Raw genomic sequence first — 20,955 nt, forward strand, 5'->3', positions numbered from 1 at the left:
CCTAAGCCGGCCGGCGGACCGTTTCGGGTTCGCCGGCTTCGCTTTGCGCCTCGCGACCGGCTACAAACATCGCAATGATTTCGCAGACGCCGTTCCAGCAATTCCTCGCTCCGCGGCTCCGGACGATGGCCAAGCGGATTGGATCGACCATCTGGGAGCCTGTCGACACCGCCACTGCCGTCGCTTGCACCGAGGCGACGCACGAGCACCGGCCAGTCGTGGACGTTCGCGATGACGAGTTCAGGGCGGTCGATCTGGCGACGTTGCCGCTTTCGTGGGGATGCAAGTTCCAGCAATGCTGGTGGCGCATCGAGCTGCCGAAGCTCGAAGGTCGGCACCATCTCAAGTGGGACGACGAAGGCGAGGCCACGCTCTATCGGCGGCAAGGCGAGGGCTGGACACCGCACCACGGCATCGATCCGGGTCACCTCGAAGTGCCACTGCCCGAAGGCGAGACGACGCTGCTGATTGAGAGCATCTGCTGCCGGACCGGCATCTGGGTGGCTGGCGGGAAGCAAGGGCTTTCGCCCGAAGGGAGTCTGTTCCGCGGCGCGAGCGTTCTGCGTCGCAACGACGACGCATGGCACGCATGGCACGACCTGGACATCCTCCTCGGCTTGTGCGACCTGCTCTACCGACAAGCCCTGCCACGCCCTTACAGCGCGGGGGCCGGCAACGACATCGGCCAGTCCAGCGGCGAGCTGTTCAACAGCGGTGGCTACCGCACGCCCGTCGAGGCCGCCCCGCCGATGTTGCGACAGATCCTCCGCAAGCTCACCGACGCCGCCGACACCTACGACCGCTCCGGTGCGGCAGCGTTTCGCGAGAAAACGTCGGCCATCCTCGCCGACCTGCCGGCCGAGCAACATGCGATCCACGCGACACTGACCGGGCACGCGCACATCGACCTCGCGTGGCTCTGGCCCGAACGCGTCGGCGACTTCAAGGCCGTTCACTCGTTCGCGACGGCCGAGCACCTGATGGGCGAATATCCCGAGCTGCACTTCGGTTACAGCCAGCCCGCCAGCTACGAGGCCGTCAAAAGGCGAGCACCGGAACTGATCGATCGCGTCAAGGCCCGCATCGGCGAGGGAAACTGGGAAGCGACCGGTGCGATGTACGTCGAGTCCGACACGCAGCTTCCGTGCGGCGAGGCATTGGTGCGTGCCATCGCGCTCGGCCAAGCGGGTTTCGAGTCACTCTCAGGCGATGCAAGCCGCGTGCTCTGGTTGCCGGATGTCTTCGGCTATTCCGCGTGTTTGCCCCAGCTGTTGAGTGGTTTCGACGTGCCGTACTTCTTCACGACCAAGATGCACTGGTCGGGCGGGACGCGCTTTCCGTACTCGGCATTCAAGTGGCAGAGCTACGACGGATCGAGCGTGCTCGGTTTCATTGCATGGGAGCACTACAACCTCGCCGCCCTGCCGAGCCAGCTCGACTGGGCGGCCATGAATCAAAGGCAGAGCGACGTCTTCCCCGACACGCTCGCCTGCACCGGGTACGGCGACGGCGGCGGTGGCGTGACGGCGACGATGTGTGAGCGAACGCGTCGGATGAACAACCTGGCGACACTGCCGAAAGCGCAGTGGGGCCGAATCGACGGCTTCTTTGATCGCATGGCCCAGGTGCGGGACGAGCTGCCGACGTGGCAAGGCGAGATGTACCTCGAGTACCACCGCGGCGTGCAGACAACGCACGTCGAGCTCAAGCAGGCGTACCGCGCGGCCGAGCGCGGCTTGCAGCTGCACGAGGCCGCACGCTGCATCGTCGGCGACGGGCCGATGGACGACGCCGACTGGAAACGCGTCTGTTTCGCCCAGTTCCACGACATTCTTCCTGGCAGCAGCATCCAGGAGGTCTACGGCGAGACGAACCCCGAGCTGCAATCGATCGCGAACCGACAGACCGAAGCGGCCATCGAACGACTCGACGGCGAGGGTGAGTCGGTCTTCAATCCGGTGCCGTGCGAACGCGCTGTCGTGCTGGACGACAAGCCACGTCTCGTACCGCCGCTGTGCGTTGCGAGGCTTGACGCGTTGCAGACACTGCCGGCCGAGCCTGTTCGTGCGGAGGGCACCACGCTCGACAACGGCCGGGTGCGTGTGACGTTCGACGATGCCGGCGGCGTGTCGTCGCTGTCGGTCGACGGGCACGCCGTCGCGCTAGCCGGGTCGGCCGGGCGTCTGTTCGCCTTGCCGGACGCGCCGGCGAATTACGACGCGTGGGACATCGACCGCCACACGCTCAGTGCCGGCGAGCTCGTCGACACGCCGGCCGAACTGCGTGTCGATGGCGACGACGGTCGTCGGACCGTTCGCGTGTCGCGCAGTGTCGGTCAAAAGAGCCACGTCGAGCTGAGCTTCTCGCTGGCCGTCGGCAGCCCCGTGCTGGAGATTGAGGCCGACATCGATTGGCAGGATGAGCAGACGCTGCTGAAGATCGTCTGGCCGACTGAGTATCGCGTGGCCAACGTGCTCTACGGCGCGCCGTACGGGTCGACGTCGCGATCCCAGACCGGCAACACGATTGCCGACGATGCCGCGTTCGAAGTGCCTGCCAGTCGCTGGGCCGCGATCGGCGACACGCATGGCGGCGACGGATTAATGCTCGTGACCGAGGCGAGCTATGGCATGGGCGCTCGCAACGGCCTGCTGCACGTGTCGCTGGTCCGATCTGCGAAGATCACCCGAGCCGAAGAGGACGTCCAGCTACGCGACTTCGACGCCTACGGCCAAGACGGGCACCAGGCCTTCAGCGACATCGGCCGGCATCGCGTGCGTCTGGCCGTCGGGCGATTCGATCCGGCCAGCGAACGCCACGAACAGCCGGCGCAGCTGGCGGACTTGCTCTTCACGCCAGTCCTGCGGACGAACGGGACGCCAGCAAATGCCGGATTGCTCGGCATCGACGGTGTCCCGAGCGTCACGGCCGCTTGGGCCAAGCCGGAGCCGGACGGCTGGACGCTGCGGCTCCACGAAACCCTCGGCCGACGCGGCACGCTGACGCTTCGGCTGGCCGACGGTGTGACCGCGACACGTACCGACCTGCGTGGTCACAAGCCGACAGCCCTGCCAGACGCCAAGATCGACGTCCGGCCGCACGAGCTGATCAGCGTGAAGCTGACACGCAAATAGGTCCCGAAAGCCGAACCCTCCGTCATCCCGAGCGAAGCCGAGGGACCTCGCCTGGATTGGTTCGCGATGCCCAGGCGAGGTCCTTCGACTCGCTTTGCTCACTCAGGATGACGGTGTTGGAGCAAGCGTGACGTCGAACCGAACGACGCCGGCTGGCGGGCGGGTCAGGCGGAGACGCGTGACGCCGGGGTTGGCCGACTCGTAGGAAGTGATCGCGTCGTCGACTCTGGCGGTTGAGAACACGACGCCCGCGGCGTCGGCGACGCGGAGCCGAATGCGGACGTCGTCGATCGTCAAGACGAACCCGTCCGACGCGGGTTCGACGGCGGCTTCGGTCAGCATCGTCCAGTGGACGGCGTCGCTCGGCTGCTCGACCACATCGACCACGCGGATCGCGTCATCGCCGAAGGTGAATGAGCGGCTCGCGTGACGCGCTTGTCCGCCGAGCGGTGCGGTTAGGTCGATGGTCGTCGTGGTCTCGTCGTCGGTTCGGTCGACGATCTTCGCGAGGCCTTCGGGGTCGTGTGGGTGGTCGCCGACGGTCAGCGTGTTGTGGAACTGGTTCTGGTACCTGATCAGCTTCCAACGATCCGAACCGGGTTTGGCTGACCAGAAGCCAGGAAGGTGCGGCTCGACTTCCGGGTAGTTCTCAGCGCCGAGGTCGAGCGCGAATCGTCGGCTATGAAGGTCGGCGACGAACGTGCCGGCGTCGAGTTGGCCGTGCTTCTGGTTGCCGGCACCGCACTTGAAAGCGAGGTAGTTGCCGGTCGCCGAGTCTTCGTGAATGCCGACCTCGAGGTCGCCACGGCCGAGCCAGTGGACAGCCGGCGGATCCTTAGGTGACGCCTCCGGAATCGGGCGATCGGCCCAGAGCAGTGCCAGCGGCAGGTAGCGATCCGCGCCCTCATACGCGTCTCGACTGCGACCCTTGGCCGACGCGAGCAAGTCGATCTGGCGACGCAGCAGTCGCGTGTCGAAGGCGCCATCATCGAACCAGAAGAGCGCCGGGTCGAGCGAAGCATCTCGTGCGTGGCAGTCGTAAAAGTTGAACATGCGGAGGCTCGGCCCCTCGCTCAGCAGCCGAAACGTCGCGCTCTTCGCAAAGCCGTTGCCGATCGCGCCTTCGAGCATGTCGTCTTCGCCGAGCGCCTTGAGGGTCTCGATGAGCAGGACGGCGAAGGTCGTGCCGTACGACCAGTAGGCCGGTCCTTCGGGATAGACGCCGTCTGGCTCGTAGCAGGCGAAGACGTGATCGATGTTCTGACGAATGCGATGGAGTTGGCCAGCGTGATGGCGATGTTCCTCCGGCTGAGCCAGCGCCGCAGCGGCAACGCCGGCCATGCAGACGGCACTCCAGTTCGATTCGACCGTCCACCACCACGCGTCGGGCGTTGCAGCGTCGAGCACTCTGTCGCGAAGCGCCTGTCGGATTTCGCGCTGCACGCTGTCAGGTATCTCGTCGCCGAACCACTCGAGCCCCAGGACCAGTGCCAGCGACATCTCGCCGACGTCGAGGTAGTGGTGCGGGCCGAAGTCAGAGAACGCACACGCGGATCTGGATTCGGCGATGAAGCGGTCGGCGTAGCGACGATCGTCCGTCAGGCGAAACGCCAACGCCAGCCGAATGCTCCGTGCGAGGACCTGCCGCGTGACGGCGAGCAACCGCTTGCCTGTGAGCACGCGCTCGGCGTTGGGTTGGCCGAGGATGAGCGTCGCTTCGTGAATCGTCTGTTCGCGAAGCGTCGCCAGTCGCTCGTCCGATTCGACGCGGCGACGAAACGACGACCAATCGGCATCACGCAGGAGCAGTGGCGTTCGCGACGACATCGGCGGCACCGTACGGCGTGACGACGTCGCTACGGACGGCCGTCGAGGACACGCTGGCGAATCTCACGATCCGGCACGTACTTCCAGATTCCGTAGCACGACGTCGGCGTCCAGACGTGGCCGGTGCGTGGGTCGATGTTGACGCTGATCGACTCTCGTCCGCCGTCGAGCATGGTGCCGTCGAGTGGCTCGATGCGGTTGAGCACGTGCCACGTCTCTCCGCCGTCGAACGACTTGCAGACGGCCACGTCGCTCGACTCGATGTCGAGGTGCTGCGTGATGTAGAGCACGTCGGCATCCTTCGGATCGACGGCCACGCTGGTGACGCGCCTTCTGCCGGTCGAGGCCGATGGCGAGTCGATCGGCTCGCCGGTGACGCTTTCGCCGTCGACGAGGTTGAAGCGGAGCAAGTGCTCCATGTCGGTCGAGTAAGCGGTGGTGCCATCGGCGGTGACGCTGACGTTCATAAGCAGGCCGGGGTGCTCGGCGATCGGCGTCCAGGTCGTTCCGCCGTCGTCGCTACGGACGACGTAGGCGGTGTCGCGGAACTGCTGGTTGAGTCCGTAGACGCGGCCCAAGCTGTCGTGGGCGTAGACGCCCGTGACGCCATCCATCGGCTGCCAGGTTTCGCCCGCGTCGGTGGTGCGGAAGCGTGAGACGAACGCGGTGTCGGGCTGGGTCGGATGGACGTAGCCGCGGCTGGAGCCGAAGCCCGGCTGGCCTCGGTTCTTGGCCCAGGAAACGCCCACGACGTCGGCCCAGGTCTCGCCGCCGTCCTTGCTGATCCGGAGCTGGCGATCGCCAGTCCAACTCGGGGCCAGGCCGACGACCAGGACGGCCGGGTTGATCGCCACTCCGCCGTAGGTGAAGCCGCCCCACTCTTTGCCGGAGGCGTTCGTGTAGGTCCACGTGTGGCCGCCATCGTGCGTGACGGCACCGTTGTAGTCCTGACTTCCGAGGAAGATCAGTTCGGGATGGTGCGGGTTGAATGCGACGCCTCCGCCGACCAGGACGGCGTTTTGGCCTTCGCTGGCCCAGGCGAACGACTGGCCGCCGTCGGTGCTCGCGGTGATCCAGTCCCCGCCGTAGCTCCAGACGCGGTCCGGATCGGTCGGATGCCAGGCGAACGTGTACTGCCGAGCGTTCTGCGGCAAGAAGGCGAGTTCCGCCGAAGTCGGTGCGACTTGCCAGGACTTCCCACCGTCGTCCGAAACGTGCTTGCGCCACTGCCAGTCGTCGGCCAGCGAACGCATCGCCAGCCGATTCGCGTCGGCCGGGCTGATCATCAAGCCCTCGAAGCGAACGTCGGTCCGCAGCGTGTCCGTCGAGCCGTCGGGCATCGTCAGCGGCTCATCGAGGCCGACCGTCTCCATGGGCGACCAGGTCTCGCCAGCGTCTTCGCTGAGGTGCAGCGCGGTCGCCGTCGCTGCCCAGACGCGATCGGGATAGTCCTTGTGCGTCGCGACGGTCGTGATCGACAGGTCGCTGGTCTTGCGGAACGTCTCGCCGCCGTCGTCGCTGAGGAAGAAGCCGTTCTCGTTGCCGGCGTAGACGCGGCCGGTGGTCGGGTGCACCTCGATCTCGCTGGCACCGGCGACGTCGGCCGACTCGCCAAGGCGTTGCCAGATCCGTCCGCCGTCGTCGCTGCGGTAGAGCCCGGGCTTCGGATCGGGCCGCTTGCCGAACTGGATGACCTTCTCGTTGGTTCGGGACCAATAGACGCGTCTGGTCAGTTCGGTCGATGCGTCGTAACTCGCCGGGTCGAAGACGACGGACCTTCGGCGGTCGCGCATGCCGCCCATGTTGGCGGGCTCGACGATCTCCCACGAGGCAGCGCCGTCCTCGCTGAGCCAGACGCCGTGGATGTCGCGTGCCAGCGAGTTGGACCCGATAGCCAGGACGCGTTGCGGGTTGTTCGGGTCGATCTCGACGTCGCGTGCGCCGCGAGGCGTGAAGCCGACGTTGGCGGGTTCCCAGGTTTTTCCCTGATCCGTGCTGCGATACAGGCCGCCGACGTCGGTCGCAAAGACCATGAGGCTGCCGTCGGTCTGGTCGATGGCGAGGTCGCCGGGCCACTGAGCGCCTTCGCCGCCGATGCGGACGCCGGCATCGCGGTGCTCCTGGCTGACCCACGGCACGCGCTGCCACGGCCCGGGTGAGACTTCGGCCAAGGCGGTCGATCCGCCGAACGCAGAGACCATCGACGCGATGAGGACCCTTTGTAACATGTGAACACTTTACAAGATCGCCGCGGTCCTGCCCAGAGCAGAACCGCGGCGGGTGATCGGAAAGTAAGCGGGCGTCTGGGGCTCAGCGCGTGCGACGCCGGGCCGCCAGGAGCAGGCCGAAGCCGATCGCGCCGACGCTGGCCGGCTCGGGGACGACCGTGACCGAGAAGTTGTCGCCGAAGCCGGCGATGCTGTTGCTCTGGCTGCTCGTGGTCGTTCGGCCGCGGTAGCCGAAGAAGTCGCCGGTGAGCGCGGTCGGATCGTTGCCGCTGGCGGAGGCGACGAGCGTCGTGCCGTCGAAAAGCTCGCTCACGATGTCGAGCCCGCCTGTGCCATCGGGCGTGAAGGTCGCGGTGAGCGTGTAGGTCGTGCCGAGGCTGAAGGACTGGCCGGGCTCAAAGGTCGTCCCACTGTCGAGCTGCGTGTTGCTGCCGGCAATCTCGAAGATGCGCAGATTGCCCGACGCGTCAAAGTCCGTGAGGTAGAACGGCGTCCCGGATGCCGTGTCGCTGAACGAAGCGAAACCGACGTTGCCGTCGAGGCTCGACAGGTTGAAGTCGGACGAAACGACGATCGGCACGCCGTCGGCGTTGGTGAGCTCGACGCTGCTGGTGCGCGTCAGTCCCGCGCCGAGGATGTCGACCTCGTACTGCTGGTTCTGAGCGGTCCAGCCGCTGGAGACGCTGAAGCCGTCGGCGACGTTGTCGTCGAAGTCTTCGCTGAACGGGATGGTGGCTCCGGTGGCATGACTGACAGCCGTGAGCAAAAGAGCGGCACAGAGCGCGGTTCGCATGTTTCTCGGGGTCGAAGTGGTGGCGGGATGACGGCAGAGCGTGCCGACAGACGTTAAAAAGTACCTCGCCACAGCCGCCGAGAATTGCAATTTCACGCACTTGGGTTCACCAATTGCGCAATGTGTCTAGCGTTCAGGCGTGGCCGTGGCACCGCCGATCGTGATCGGGCTCTACATGCTGCCGTGGCACTCGTACATCCGCGACGTCCTGCTTGGCGTTCGCGAAGCGGCGGCGGGACGGGGGTGGGAGCTGTATCTGCCGTGGGTCGGGACGGGCAATTGGCCTGAGCCCAAAGACCTGGGCGTCGCGGGCATCATCGCGGGCTTCGATCTCCTCAACGCGACGCAGCTTCGACAGCTGGAAGACGTGCCGCACGTGACGGTCGGGTCGAGCCTCAAACGCGTCGATCGCATCGACGTCACCTGGGACCACGCCGCCATCGGCAGAATGGCGGCGGAGCACTTGCTCGACCAGGGTCACCGCAACTTGGCGACGTGGTTCGCTCCTCACCGCGACTACCAGCGAGCTCGGGCGGCGGGGTTCTGTCGACAGGCGCGGGAAGCGGGATGTCGCGTCACGGTGGTGCACGATCCGACGAGTGAAGCCGAGTCGGAGCGAATAACGCTGTTTGACAAGCTGCCCGAGCCGTGCGGCTTGTTCTGTCCGTCCGATCGGCTCGGCCACGACGTGCTGCACCTGGCCCGGCGGATCGGGGTGGTCGTGCCGGATCGGCTGGCTTTGGTGTCGACCGGCAACGAGGAGGACTACTGCGAACTCACCGCCCCGCCGATGAGCAGCGTCGCCCTGCCAGGAACGCGTGCGGGTCGGACGGCCGTCGAACTGTTGGCAGAGCGCATGGAGCAAAGCGGTGGTCGTCGAGATGTGTCGATCGCCCTGCCGCCACGATTCGTCGCGGCCAGGCGAAGCAGCGATCCGCTGCGTCTGGGCGATCGTGAGGTGATGCGAGCACTGGACCTGATTCGCCGCCTCGCCCCGACGGGCCTGACGGCGGAGGACGTGCATCGACAGTCGTCGCTGTCCCGACGCGGTCTCGAAAGCCGATTCGTCAAAGCAGTCGGCCGGCCGATCGGCAAGCAGATCCAACGCGTCCGTCTCACGTTGGCCAGAGACCTGCTCGCGACGACCAACCTGCCGGTGGCGGAAGTCGCCCGACGCTGCGGCTTCAAGACCGCCCAGGGATTTTCCAACGCCTTCTCCCAAAGCCACGGCCAAAGCCCGGGCGTGTATCGGGCCGAGCGTTAGCCCGGCCCGAAGCGGAGAGAGGGGGATTCGAACCCCCGGTACGGAAACCGCACACAGCATTTCCAGTGCTGCCCCTTCAGCCACTCGGGCACCTCTCCGGGGCCGCGATGGTAGACGCGACGACGTCGCCACGTGCGGACAATGCGTGGCGAACTACGCTTGACCATGGCGACCATCGACCAGGCCGGCGGACCCAAGGAGCTGGGTCGACCCACGCGTGCCCTTTCTGCCGAGCAGATCGAGCAGCCGGTCACGATTCTCGACACCTTCGACAACCCCCGGCCGGGCCGGGACTTTGAGATTCGCTTCGTCTTTCCGGAGTTCACCAGCATCTGCCCCGTTACGGGCCAGCCGGACTTCGCGACGTTCACCATCACCTACACGCCCGCCGACGTGTGCGTGGAGATGAAGTCGCTCAAGCTCTACTTCCTGGCGTTCCGCGACAAGGGCATGTTTTACGAGGCGGTGACCAACCAGGTCTTCGACGATCTGCACCAGACGCTCTCGCCCCGCCGCCTGAAGGTCGAAGGCGACTTCGCCGTCCGCGGCGGGACCAAGGGCGTGGTCACCGTCACAAGTGACTAGCCTGCGGGCGATGTCTGGCCGGAAGCTCATTGCGATTGATCTCGACGGCACGCTGCTCGGGCCGGACGGGCTGGTCAGCGAGGCGACGCGTGATGCGTATTCCCATGTCCTCGGTGCGGGGCATGAGGTCGTCATCGCGACGGGCCGCACGTGGTACGAGAGCACCAGCGTCGTCGACGCGATCGGCCATCGTGGCTTCGGCGTCTTTGTCGGCGGAGCTGTGACGGTTGACCTGGCTCGCGATGCGATCGTCCGGCGCCAGGCGATGGATCGCGAACTGGCACGCTCGACGTGCGACGTCCTGGAGCAGCACGACCTGACGCCGCTGGTGCTGCAGGACCGCGAGGCGGCGGGTGTCGACTACGTCTTCGGCCCGCGGCCGGTGCCGAAGGACGTGCTGCACTGGAACGCCCGCAACGATATGAAGACGCGTCGCGTTGACGATCTGGCCGAACTCGATCACGTGCACACGATGCGCATCGGCACCCTCGGCCCGCAGCGACAAACCGACGCCGCCCGCGCTGAACTCGATCGCCTTCACGCTGGAGACATCGTCACATGCCAGATCGACCTGGCGACCTATGGCGTCGAGCTGTTGGAGGTCTTCGACCGCACCGTCAACAAGTGGGCCGGCGTGTCACACATCGCCGACAAGCTCGGCATCAAACACGGCGACGTCATCGCGATCGGCGACGACATGAACGACCTGCCGATGATCGAGGCCGCCGGTTTGGGTGTTGCAATGGGCAACGCGAAAGAGCCAGTCCAACGCGCGGCGGATCGAATCATCGACACGCACGCGAATGACGGGCTGGCCGAGTTTTTGAGAGAGCTTGTCGGCTGACGGTCACATGCGTGTGCCGATGATCGTTGCCTCGAAGGCGATGCCGCCGTTGACGACGCCTTGGCACTTGGCCTTGATGCGGCGGTGGCGCTTTTCAATCAGCTCGCAGAGGATGTAGAGCGTTTGCCCTGGCTCGACGGCGGTGCGGAACTTGACGTCTTCGAGCCCACCGAAGCCGATGAAGCCGTCCCAGCCGACGTAGGTCGCAGTCAGGAAGCTGCTGGCCTGGGCGGCAGCTTCGAGCATGATGACGCCTGGCAACAGCGGTCGGCCGGGGATGTGCCCTTCGACCCAGAACTCGTCCGCCGTCACGTCCTTTCGGCCGATGATCCGCCCCTCGTCGGTCCAGACGACGGCGTTGAGGTGCTCCATGTCGCCGCGCTGCGGGTTGTGCTGGCGAATCTCATCGATGTCGTGCTTCACGGCATCGAGGTCGATAGTGGATAGATCAAAAAGGGTCGCTGGCGGCATTGAGGGGATGCAGGGGCAAGGGGCAGCAGCCGACGTCGAGGAGCAGTGCAAAACCAGGGACAAGTCTCAAGCTTGTCCCGTAGCGCTTGCCCCTGTTGGAGTTCCGCTTCAGCGGCTATCAGTCGTCGCCGCCACGCTGCTCGAGAACGAGCTTGCGCATGTCCTGGGCGTGATTCTTGACGTCCTGCAGACGCTTGCGGACACGCGTGCCTGCTGCCTTGTTGCCGCCTTCTGCCTTGCGAACATCGTCTTCGGCTTCGGCGATGAGGTCACGCAGCTGCTGGTAGGACTCGCTCAGGCTCATCAGGGTTTCTCGTTGCTGGAGTAAAGGGGGACGTCAATCCATGCCCCGAAACAACCGGGGCCGACGGGGGTTCTAGCGGCTTCCCCGAACGGGTTCAACCAAAAGAACGCGGAATACAGCGTAGCGCACGAACCTCCGCCTAGCGCGGCAGATCTCGCTCGCCGCGGGCGTAGGCGTGGAAAGCCTGCTTCAGCCGACGCGACACCTCGCCCGGCGTGCCCGCTCCGATCGGCCGACCGTCGATCTTGACCACCGGGATCACCTCCGCCGCCGTACCGGTCAAAAAGCACTCGTCAGCGACGTAGAGATCGTGCCGAACGAGGTTCCGCTCCCGGCACTCGATGCCCTCCTGCCGGCACAGCCGCATCACGACGTCGCGCGTGATGCCCTCCAAAATCCCGGCCTCGGCAGGCGGCGTGGAGACGACGCCGTTCTTCACGAGAAAGACATTGTCCGCCGTGCACTCGGCGACGTGGCCGAGGTGGTTGAGCATGATCGCCTCCAGCACGCCCGCGTCGTTGGCCTCGATCTTGCCAAGCACGCTGTTGAGGTAGTTGAGGCTCTTTACCCGCGGCGGCGTGGCGTTCGGGTGGTTCTTGCAGTGGCTGGCGACCACGACGTCCAGGCCCTTCTCGTAGAGCTCCTCTGGGTAGAGGGTGATGGTCGAGGCGATGCAGAAGACGCTGGCTCGTGGGCACTTCCGCGGGTCCAGTCCGAGGTCACCCACGCCGCGCGTCGCAACGAGCCGGATGTACGCGTCGTTCAAGCCATTGGTGACGAGCAAGTCGCTCATGACCCTCGACAGCTCATCGGCCGCATACGGCACGTCGAGCCGGATGCTGCGAGCCGACTCGTAGAAGCGGTCGAGGTGCGCCTGTTCTTCAAAGACCTTGCCGCCGTAGGCGCGGATGCCCTCGAACACGCCGTCGCCGTAGAGCAGGCCGTGGTCGAAGACGCTGACCATGGCGTCGCCCTTGTTGACGAGCCTCCCGTCGATCCAGACCTGTTCCTCGGCAGCCATGAGCGAATGCTACGGGAGCCTTGGCGGTGCGGGGTCGCGGAGCAGGTTCGCTCCGCTCACCGCTGAACGATCGGCTCGCGAGTTAGTTTCTGTCAGATTTCGCCTGCATCGGTGGTATGTTCGACACGCGTGCGTCTTCTGCTGCTTCCCATTCTCACGGCGGTGCTGCTGCTCGGCCCGGTCGGGTGCAGCACGCGAACCGTTGAAACGGCTGTCAGGTGGTACCCGGAGCGAGACGCCGACGTGGTGATCGCGGCAAAGGTCGAGCGAAGCGGAGAGCACTTCGTCGCGATTCAAACCGCAGAACGAGGCTTACGGCCTTGGCGTGGCGTGACGGCGATGGTTGACCACGGCGACAACCTCGGTTTCGAACTCGATTCGCAAGGCGTCCTGTGGGCGATGTCTCCAGACTCTGCGATCGACCTCGGCACCGTGCCGCCCGGCGTGCAGTTCGTCGCCTGGGCTACGGAAGTCGAGCAGTGGTCGTGGGTCGGAAGCGCCAACCACGCCGCAGTCGCTCGGGCGGTCGAAGACACGATTATCATCGCGGCTACCTTCACGTTGGTCGCTGCGATAGTCGTCGCCGCGGCCGTCACCGGCAGCGAACTTCCGAAGGGAACGATCTACGCCGAGGACCTCTTCAATTTCGACCGACACCACCTCACTCCCTACGGCGACGCACGCTGCCGCGACCGCCTCTGCCGCTGCAACCGCTGCTGGTGATGGCGAAGCGTTCAACTCGATGGGATATTGTCCTTATGGTGCGGTGGCTGATCTTGCTCATCCTCTTGACTTCGCTGCTGCTCGGCCCGGCCGGGTGTCAACGGCAAGTCCTCGAATTCGCCGTGGAGCTCGACGCTCGGGATTCTGCGACGCAGTCGGTCACGGAGCACGTTGTCCATCCGGGCGTTTATCGCGTTGCCCTGCAAGAAGCTGATGGCCAGTTGTGCAAGTTGACCGACGTCGCCGTGCAGGCGGAGCGTGATGACGTGCTCGGCTTCGAGGTCGACGATGACGGCGTGCTCTGGGCGACGCACGACGGCACTCGTCAGACAATCGAAGCGCCGATCGACGTCGAATATGTCGTCTGGGTGAGTCTCATCGATGAGCGACCGTGGGCGTGGCTGCTGGCGGACGCGCCCTCGGAGGAGCTGAGCGAGGCGTTCGGCGACTTCATCGTCGTTGTCGGCTACTTCGCAGCCGTGTTTGGTGCGGCCCTGGGAAGCAACGGACCTGACAGCGGCTTCGATGCACTCGGCCAGGCCTTACCTTGATGCCGATCCCTGCTATCTTGCCGCCATGCGGCTCATCCTGCTGCCGGCACTGATCGCCACACTGCTGCTCGGCCCGATCGGGTGCAGTTACGACAGCTACGACAAGCCGATCCGGTGGTATCCGGACCGACACGCTGGAACCGCCGTCGACAAGGCCGCCCCGCGGTCGGGGGAGTACACGGTGGCCGTCCAGTCGCACGACGGCTGGCTTCGGCCTTGGCAGGACGTGACAGTCCGGGCACGCGACGGCGATCGGCTCGGCTTCGAACACGACGGCGAACAGCTCTTTGCGACGTACAGCACCACCCGCCAAGCCCTCGGCGTCCCGCCGGACGACGCGCTGTACGTCGCCTGGGCGACGAGCGAAAACCGACTCGGCCCACTCGACCGTCCGGTCCGCGCCGCGGGAACGGGTCTGAAAGTCACCGGGAAAGCGGTGCTGACGGGTGCCGTCGTCGTGCTGGGCGGTGCCGCGCTCGTCGGTCTGGTGTGGCTCTCGATTAACGACAGCGACGACGACGATCCGTTCGATCGCTAGCGGATCGCCTCGAGACAAAGCTAGCCGCCCGCGTCAGCGGGCGCTGCGGACGACAACGACTCACTTTTCTCAGATCAATCAACGCGCTACACGCCGGCAGACGCTGCGGAGCTGCGCGAGAACGCTGGTGGACATGGACAGGTCCAGCGTGGCGTCCAGTGCTCGAAGGGCTGAGTCCGCAGCGGTGGTGAGTGGCGCGTAGCCGAAGCTCTGTCCGAGCGTTTTGAGTGTGTCGCACGCCGCGCGGCATGCATGCAGATCGCGATTGGCGACACTTGCCTGAAGGTCTGTGCCAACGGATTGAATTCGCCTCACTGCCGCGTCGAGTAGGTCTGCCAGGTCGCCGTCTGGTGGCCCGTCCTCGATGAGGTTGCTCTTGATCGCCGTGTCGTCGCCGGCGGCTCCGCCGAGCAGTTCAGCAACCGCGGCCGCCGTGGACGCCTTCGTGAATGGGGTTTTGAGGACGTTTTTCGGGGAGAGCTGACATGCGTTCTCAGTCTTCTCCAGGACGATCAACGAGTCGCCGTATCGGTCCTCCAGTTGTGCGAAGACGTCGGCCGGCGCGATGTTCTGCGCTTCGGCAAGAGCTTCAACGTCTGCGAGTACCGGGGGCGATGCCATCGGACAATCACCGGACGCGATTGCCGCAGCTGCTTCTTCTGCGTCAGCGACGGTCGCACACGGGATGGGCTCTGCTCCGGAGGCGGTCAGATGGAAGGCAAGCAACTGCCGATCGAGCGAGATCGGATCCAGCACCAGCACGGGGCCGCTGAGTCGAGCTGTCGTCTGTTCGACCGCCGGAGCCTTCTTCGACTCTTCGGGCGAGAGATAGAGGAGTGGGAAGATCTTCGTGTCGAATTCGATTCCGACGTGGTGCCAGGTGCTTGCGAGGTGATCGCACCAGACCACGTTTCCGACGACGAGGTCGTGCCCGCCGAGGTGGCGAGGAAGGACGAGCTCGCAGCGGGTGCCGACGTACACGAAGCCGCGAGTGAACAGCCCGATGCCGGTGCTCGAAAGGTCTCGGGTGACGGTCCGCCACTGCCGGCATCCGCGTTCCGACTGCAGATTGAGTTCGACGTCGCGGCGTCGGAATGGGATGCGTTCGCTGCCTCGCAGATCACGATCGGCCTGGGGCACCTTCTCTTCGAGGATGTCGGCCTTGTGCCAGAGTTGATCGAGCTCCTCGTCTGTTGGACCTGTTCGGCTCGGCGACACCCCCACCGCATCGGAATGCGACTGTGTGGAATTGATGGAAAGAGTCATTGGAATGCCCCGAAGTAAACCTCCCTCGGTAGAAAGTGCGTCCGGTAAGTAGCCCACAGCAACGAGCTGCGGCGGAGTGCACGCCCGACCACGGTGCCGCCGCGGTCGGCGCGCATCGTGTCCACCTGAAGGATCGGCAGACTTGCCAGATTGGTTGAGCGATTTCAGCCCAGTTTCGACGGATTCAACGTCATCGATCAGGCTGCGTCACCATGAACTTTGACGAGCGCAGCGAACGCGCAAGCAAACGTGAACTCACCGCACCACACGCCGGCAGACGCTGCGGAGTTGGTTGATCACGACGCCGGATGCCGAAAGCTCGGGCCGGGCGTCGAGGGAGCGAAGCACCGTCTCGGCGGCGGAGGTGAGCGGCGTGTAGCCGAAGCTGCTGCCGAGCGTTCTGAGGGTCTCGACGAGTTGCTCCGCCTGGGCGTGCTGGTCGTGTTCGACCGCAACCTGAAGGTCGGCACCGATCGACCGAATGCGGCGGACGGCGGCGTCGAGGAGTTCGGCAAGGTCTTTGTCATTCCCGCGCTCGTCGGTCATGCAGCTGCGGATCGGTTCGTCCTGGTCCGGATCGTTGCCGAGCAGCTTGGCAACCGCGGCCGCAACGCTCGACTGCGTGAAGGGCTTGTGCACGACGTGCTGCGACGGAATCTCTGCGAGCCTCGGATCCGGATCGTCCGGATTGACGAGCAGGATCACCGGCCCGCCCGACGTCGCGCTCAGCAAGGCGTACAGCCGAGGCAAATCCACCGACTCCGTGCGTGCCAGCGACGTCAGGTCGGCAAGCACCGGCGTCACGGGGTACGCGCGGTTCGACGCGCGAACCTGTTCGATCGCCTCGAGCGCGGCAGCAACAGATGAGGCCGCGTGCACCTTCGCACCGGCGGCACCAAGGTGGTACTCGAGCAAGCGCCTGTCCAGCTCCGCCGGATCGACGATCACAACGGGACCGGAAAGCCGAACGCCGGATATCGAGAGCACGCTCGAGCGTTTGGACTCATCAGGCGTCAGGTAGAGCTTGGGGAAGACCTGATCGTCGAACTGCACGCCGATGTGGTGCCACGATGTCGCAAGGTGATCACACCACGCGACGCGTCCGACCAGGCGATCGTGCCCGCCGAGGTGTCGTGGCATCATGATCGCGCAGCGTGTCCCGGGATAGATGAAACCACGCGTGAACAGCCCGACGCCGCCGAGCGAGAGGTCCCGCGTGATCGTCTTCCATCGGCGATTGCCGCGGACGCTGGTCAGGTCAAAGCCGACGTCGCGTCGACGGAACGGAAGTCGTTCGCTCTGACGGCGACAGCGGAGGCTCTCGGACAAGCCCTCTTCAATGAGGTCTGCCTTTCGCCAGAGCAGGTGCGTGACCTGCTCGAACGCCAGCGATTGGCCGACGGCAACGGACTTGGTACTCGGCTGGACGGGCCGCGTGACACGGGACTGGATCATCTTGGACTCCCCTCGAGTCGCTCAGCAGGTGAATGGTTGGTACGACCTTCGAGCGGAGACGAGACGGGTGTCGCCCCCACCTGCATGTCCGATCCAGTGGGGGCAATGTCCAGCCGAAAAAGCTGCGTCGGCGATTGTCAGATAGTCGCACGTTCAGTCCGGCGCAGCGACGAGCTTGCCTTCGCGAAGGAGCAGCGCGCGGTCAGCGGTTTTGGCCAGCGAGCGGTCGTGGGTGACCATGACGATCGTCTGCCCGCGGTCGGCGTGGAGGTCGGCGACGACGTCCATGATCTGCCGGCCTGTTGCCGCGTCGAGGTTGCCGGTGGGCTCGTCGGCGAACAGGATTCGCGGGCGATTCAGAAGTGCCCGCGCGATCGCGACGCGCTGTCGCTCGCCGCCGGAGAGTTGAGCCGGGCGGTGGTTCAGGCGGTCGGAGAGGCCGAAGGCGTCGAGTAGTGAGAGGGCTCGCCGTTTGGTCTCAGAGTCGTGCCGGCCGAGCAGGCTGCCGTCGACGCTGGCGGCGAGAAGCGTGTTCTCGCGGACGTTCAGCTCCGGCAACAGGTGGTAGAACTGGAAGACGAAGCCGAAGTCGCGATTGCGAACCCGCGCCCTGCCGCGTCGGCCGAGGCTCTTGAAGGTGTTGCCGTCGAACGTGATCGTCCCGCCGTCGGGCTCGTCGAGGGCGCCGAGCAGGTGAAGCAGCGTCGACTTCCCCTCGCCGCTACGCCCCTCGATGGCGAGGAACTCGCCCTCTTTGACCTGCAAGTCTAGGCCGTCGAGCACCTTCACGAGCTGCTCGCCCATGGTGAAGTGCTTTTGGAGGTTGTCGACTTGGAGGAGCATGATCGAAGTCAGAAACGCAAAGAAGCAAAGGTGCAAAGACCGAGCAAAGAGAAGAGCCGGTGGATTGACGATCGGATGAGCTTCTCGCTGTAGGCAACCTTTGCTCTGACTTTGTCTCTTTGCTTCTTTGCGTTTCCCTGCAGCTTATTCAAACCGCAACGACTCCACCGGCCTCTGCCTCGCGGCGAGCAGCGCCGGAATCGTCGCGCCGACGATGCTGCTGACGATGGCCGCGGCGAAGATGACGCCGGCTTCGAGCGGACGGACCGTGTTGGGGATCTTGTCGAACATGTACGTGTCCGCCGCCCAGATCTGGACGTCGAGGAGCGTGCCCATCGCGTCGTGGATCTCGTTGATGTAGAAGACGATGAGCCCGCCCAGCACGATGCCCAGCCCGCCGCCGACCAGGCCGATGACCGCGCCGTAGCCGAGGAAGACGCCCGCGATGCCGGTGCTGGTCGCGCCGACACTCTTGAGGATGCCGATGTCGCGCGTCTTCTCCTTCACGATCATGTAGAAGACGCACAAAATCAGGCCGACGGTCACCATGCTGATGAACGAAAAGAGCGTCACGACGAGCGCTCGTTCTTTCTCAACGGCCGCGAGGAATTGACCCACGGATGGCTGTCGGTCCCAGCTGTCAATGTCGAGCAAAAGATACTGTTGCCCGCCGCCGGGGATCGCCCCGTAGACGTCCGAGGCGACGGCGTCGATCTTGTCGCGCATCGCGTAGAGGTCTTGGCCTTCGTCCAGGCTGATGTGCAGCTTGGTCGTCCGTGCGGGCAGCGTGACGGGCTCGCCAAGGAACTCGCCGGTCTCGGGGTCGATGCCTTCTGGGTAGATCTCGGTGGCGTCCATCCGCAGCTGGTTTTGCAGCAGATCAAAGTCGACGTAGACGGTGTTCTTGTCGGCCTCGAAGATGCCGGTGCGGCTGTTATCGACGATCCACGCGGAAAACTCCGCCTTCTGCCGCTCGACGTCGACGGCCGCGCCTTCGGGGTCGGGGGCGAGCAGGAGGAAGCGGATCGGGATCGCCTGGTCGGGCCAGAGGCCTTGCCAGCGGTTGTCGAGCTTGCCGATGCCGAGGATGCGCGAGCCGACGATCGCCCCGGGATACGTCGCCGGATCCGGCCCACGTCCACTGCCCCGCCGCTGTGGGACGGACTGCTGGTACAGCTCGTCCGACCAAGGCAGATCGAACGTCGGCCGGACCGTCTCGCCCGCCCACTGACGGACGCGGGCGATGAGTGCGTCGCGGTAGAACGCCTCGTCCTCGGGCTCGATGAGCCCCCGCTGCACCGCCGACGCCGCCCGACCGGGAGCCGTGCGTTCCCAGTCGGCGAGCGGCTCTGTGGGCGAGGTTTCCGGGTTGTTCAGGTAGAGCGAGTCGGTAAAGCCGTTGACCAGCCCGATGCGGTCGATCGGCAAACCGACGACTCGGACGGCCTCCTGGAAGCTGTTGTTGATGCTCACCACGCCGTACGACTCGATCGTCGGCACGGCCGCCTTCACGCCCGGGATCTGCTCCACGGCCTCGGCCAGCTTTTCGTAGTTCTCAAACCCAGCCAGCCCACGGCTCCGCACGACGACATCGCCGCTGAGGCCTTTGAAGGTGCCGCGGAACATGTCGAGCCACCCGCTCATCACGCTGATGACGACCAGCACGAGCGCCGTGCAGGCCGTGACGGCAATCACACTCACCCAAGCGATCCGCCGCTTGGCCAAGTACTTCGAGATGAGCAGAGGAATGTACAAGGTCCAGTAGGGTGGGCCCTGGCCCACCATCGGTGTGTAGTTGGTGCCAGAGGTGGGCCCGGGCCCACCCAACGACTGCGGTTTCATCAACGGAAACGCGAGCACATCCCGAATCGACGGCTGCCCCAGCAGCAGCATGACGAGCCGATCGACGCCGAGGCCCATACCGCCGGCGGGTGGCATGCCGACCTTGAGGGCGTGGAGGAAGTCGTGGTCGACCTTCTGGCGTTCGCCCTCGTCTTCCACGGCCTGCTCCTGGAAGAGACGGGCTTGCACGTCGGGGTCGTTGAGCTCGGTGTACCCCGGCGAAATCTCCTGCCCGCCGATGGCGAGCTCGTAGACGTCGCAGAAATAGGGGTCATCCTCGCAGGGGCGGGCGAGGGGGATGATGTCGCTCGGAACACGCGTGACGAAGACTGGCTCGCTCAGGTTCGGCTCTACAAACTTCTCGAACAGCGAGACAAGTTCTGCCGACGGAGTTGTCCCCAATCGTAATTGCTTGATCCCGCTAACCTTTTGTCGCATCGACTCGAGAAAATCCGGCATCTGCGGCAGAATGCCGCGAAAGATTTCAACATCTTCTGCTCGTAGGTTGGATCGTACGGCTGGATCTAACTTAGCCAGTGCCGATTCGAACTCACTAGGGGCCGGTAGACTCTTGACAACCTCGCGGATGGTGTCATCAACGGTTAAGAACAATGCATCTGCAAACGTCGGATCGCTCTCCTGTAGAAACTGCTTTTCGAACCGGTACCCAAGCGTTTCTTCAACCAGTGTGACCATGGTGGCCCGCCGCCACGGTCGCTTGCCGAGGTCGACTTCCTTCTCGCCAATCGTGATCTTCGTCGTCCCCAGCACCTCCATCGCCACGGTGCAGATCATGTCCTCCACCAGCTCCGCCATCGTCTCCCAGTTGCCGTAGGCCTCGTAGGCCTCGAGCATGGTGAACTCGGGGTTGTGCTTCGGGCTGACGCCTTCGTTGCGGAAGTTGCGGTTGATCTCGAACACTTTCGGCATCCCGCCCACCAGCAGCCGTTTGAGGTAGAGCTCCGGGGCAATCCGGAGGAACAAGTCCATCCCGTAGGCATTGTGCTTGGTCTCGAACGGCCTGGCCGCGGCGCCGCCGTGGATGGGTTGGAGCATCGGCGTCTCGACCTCGACGAAGCCGCGCTTCTTGAGGTAGTTCCGCATCGCGTCGATGATCGCGAACCGCTTCTGCATCACGTCCATCGACTCGGGGTTGGCCCACAGGTCGACGTAGCGCTGGCGATAGCGAAGCTCCGGGTCGGCCAGGCCCTTGTGCTTGTCGGGCGGCAGGGCGAGCGACTTGGCGGTGATGGCAAAGCCGGGGTC

General features: G+C 65.1%; 17 protein-coding genes and 1 tRNA gene. 7 read left to right on the plus strand and 11 right to left on the minus strand.

Going from position 1 to position 20,955, the window contains the following annotated elements:
• Nucleotides 1–74 precede the first annotated feature (74 nt).
• Complete coding sequence (locus tag AAGI46_06890; protein MEM1011933.1) at nucleotides 75–3,134, plus strand: glycoside hydrolase family 38 C-terminal domain-containing protein; 3,060 nt, start codon at nucleotides 75–77, stop codon at nucleotides 3,132–3,134.
• A 102-nt stretch (nucleotides 3,135–3,236) separates the two neighbouring features.
• Here AAGI46_06890 and AAGI46_06895 read toward each other — a convergent pair whose 3' ends face one another.
• The 3 genes from AAGI46_06895 to AAGI46_06905 all read right to left on the minus strand — a co-directional run bounded on the left by AAGI46_06895 (nucleotide 3,237) and on the right by AAGI46_06905 (nucleotide 7,982).
• A complete protein-coding gene (locus tag AAGI46_06895; GenBank protein MEM1011934.1) occupies nucleotides 3,237–4,961 on the minus strand; it encodes a heparinase II/III family protein in 1,725 nt (574 codons plus the stop codon).
• 29 nt (nucleotides 4,962–4,990) lie between these two features.
• A complete protein-coding gene (locus AAGI46_06900) occupies nucleotides 4,991–7,189 on the minus strand; it encodes a hypothetical protein (GenBank protein ID MEM1011935.1) in 2,199 nt (732 codons plus the stop codon).
• Nucleotides 7,190–7,271: 82 nt separating this feature from the next.
• Entirely contained in the window at nucleotides 7,272–7,982 is a 711-nt protein-coding gene (locus AAGI46_06905) for a PEP-CTERM sorting domain-containing protein (GenBank protein MEM1011936.1), read from the minus strand.
• A gap of 139 nt (nucleotides 7,983–8,121) precedes the next feature.
• Between AAGI46_06905 and AAGI46_06910 the strand changes: the two genes are divergently transcribed.
• Nucleotides 8,122–9,246 carry a substrate-binding domain-containing protein gene (locus tag AAGI46_06910; GenBank protein ID MEM1011937.1) on the plus strand — a complete coding sequence of 375 codons (1,125 nt, stop codon included), beginning with the start codon at nucleotides 8,122–8,124 and terminating at the stop codon, nucleotides 9,244–9,246.
• Nucleotides 9,247–9,258: 12 nt separating this feature from the next.
• Here AAGI46_06910 and AAGI46_06915 read toward each other — a convergent pair.
• Nucleotides 9,259–9,344: transfer RNA gene (locus tag AAGI46_06915), tRNA-Ser, on the minus strand.
• A gap of 67 nt (nucleotides 9,345–9,411) precedes the next feature.
• Here AAGI46_06915 and queF point away from each other — a divergent pair.
• Nucleotides 9,412–9,831, plus strand: coding sequence for a preQ(1) synthase (gene queF / locus AAGI46_06920; GenBank protein MEM1011938.1), 420 nt, complete (start codon nucleotides 9,412–9,414; stop codon nucleotides 9,829–9,831).
• Nucleotides 9,832–9,841: 10 nt separating this feature from the next.
• Complete coding sequence (locus AAGI46_06925; GenBank protein MEM1011939.1) at nucleotides 9,842–10,675, plus strand: HAD family hydrolase; 834 nt, start codon at nucleotides 9,842–9,844, stop codon at nucleotides 10,673–10,675.
• Between the two features lie 3 nt (nucleotides 10,676–10,678).
• Here the strand turns inward: AAGI46_06925 and AAGI46_06930 are convergent, their stop codons facing one another.
• The 3 genes from AAGI46_06930 to ilvE form a co-directional block, all read right to left on the minus strand.
• The gene (locus tag AAGI46_06930) at nucleotides 10,679–11,098 is read right to left on the minus strand and encodes a 3-hydroxyacyl-ACP dehydratase FabZ family protein (protein MEM1011940.1); all 420 of its coding nucleotides are present in this window, start codon (nucleotides 11,096–11,098) and stop codon (nucleotides 10,679–10,681) included.
• 166 nt (nucleotides 11,099–11,264) lie between these two features.
• Nucleotides 11,265–11,450: a histone H1 gene (locus AAGI46_06935; protein ID MEM1011941.1), complete on the minus strand. Its 186-nt coding sequence runs from the start codon at nucleotides 11,448–11,450 to the stop codon at nucleotides 11,265–11,267.
• A gap of 139 nt (nucleotides 11,451–11,589) precedes the next feature.
• A complete protein-coding gene (ilvE, locus tag AAGI46_06940) occupies nucleotides 11,590–12,471 on the minus strand; it encodes a branched-chain-amino-acid transaminase (GenBank protein ID MEM1011942.1) in 882 nt (293 codons plus the stop codon).
• Between the two features lie 129 nt (nucleotides 12,472–12,600).
• Between ilvE and AAGI46_06945 the strand changes: the two genes are divergently transcribed.
• From AAGI46_06945 to AAGI46_06955, 3 genes are read left to right on the plus strand one after another with little or no spacing between them, the layout of a single operon-like run.
• Entirely contained in the window at nucleotides 12,601–13,194 is a 594-nt protein-coding gene (locus AAGI46_06945) for a hypothetical protein (protein MEM1011943.1), read from the plus strand.
• A 38-nt stretch (nucleotides 13,195–13,232) separates the two neighbouring features.
• Nucleotides 13,233–13,745: a hypothetical protein gene (locus AAGI46_06950; GenBank protein MEM1011944.1), complete on the plus strand. Its 513-nt coding sequence runs from the start codon at nucleotides 13,233–13,235 to the stop codon at nucleotides 13,743–13,745.
• Between the two features lie 25 nt (nucleotides 13,746–13,770).
• Nucleotides 13,771–14,283 carry a hypothetical protein gene (locus AAGI46_06955; protein ID MEM1011945.1) on the plus strand — a complete coding sequence of 171 codons (513 nt, stop codon included), beginning with the start codon at nucleotides 13,771–13,773 and terminating at the stop codon, nucleotides 14,281–14,283.
• A 78-nt stretch (nucleotides 14,284–14,361) separates the two neighbouring features.
• Here the strand turns inward: AAGI46_06955 and AAGI46_06960 are convergent, their stop codons facing one another.
• The 4 genes from AAGI46_06960 to AAGI46_06975 all read right to left on the minus strand — a co-directional run.
• Nucleotides 14,362–15,549, minus strand: a complete 1,188-nt coding sequence (locus AAGI46_06960) for a PilZ domain-containing protein (GenBank protein MEM1011946.1) — start codon at nucleotides 15,547–15,549, stop codon at nucleotides 14,362–14,364.
• 255 nt (nucleotides 15,550–15,804) lie between these two features.
• Complete coding sequence (locus tag AAGI46_06965; protein MEM1011947.1) at nucleotides 15,805–17,004, minus strand: PilZ domain-containing protein; 1,200 nt, start codon at nucleotides 17,002–17,004, stop codon at nucleotides 15,805–15,807.
• 153 nt (nucleotides 17,005–17,157) lie between these two features.
• The gene (locus tag AAGI46_06970) at nucleotides 17,158–17,847 is read right to left on the minus strand and encodes an ABC transporter ATP-binding protein (protein MEM1011948.1); all 690 of its coding nucleotides are present in this window, start codon (nucleotides 17,845–17,847) and stop codon (nucleotides 17,158–17,160) included.
• A gap of 144 nt (nucleotides 17,848–17,991) precedes the next feature.
• The coding region (locus AAGI46_06975; protein ID MEM1011949.1) for an amino acid--tRNA ligase-related protein at nucleotides 17,992–20,955 on the minus strand (2,964 nt) is incomplete at its 5' end.

It is taken from the genome of Planctomycetota bacterium, assembly GCA_038746835.1.
Taxonomy (GTDB): domain Bacteria; phylum Planctomycetota; class Phycisphaerae; order Tepidisphaerales; family Tepidisphaeraceae; genus JBCDKH01.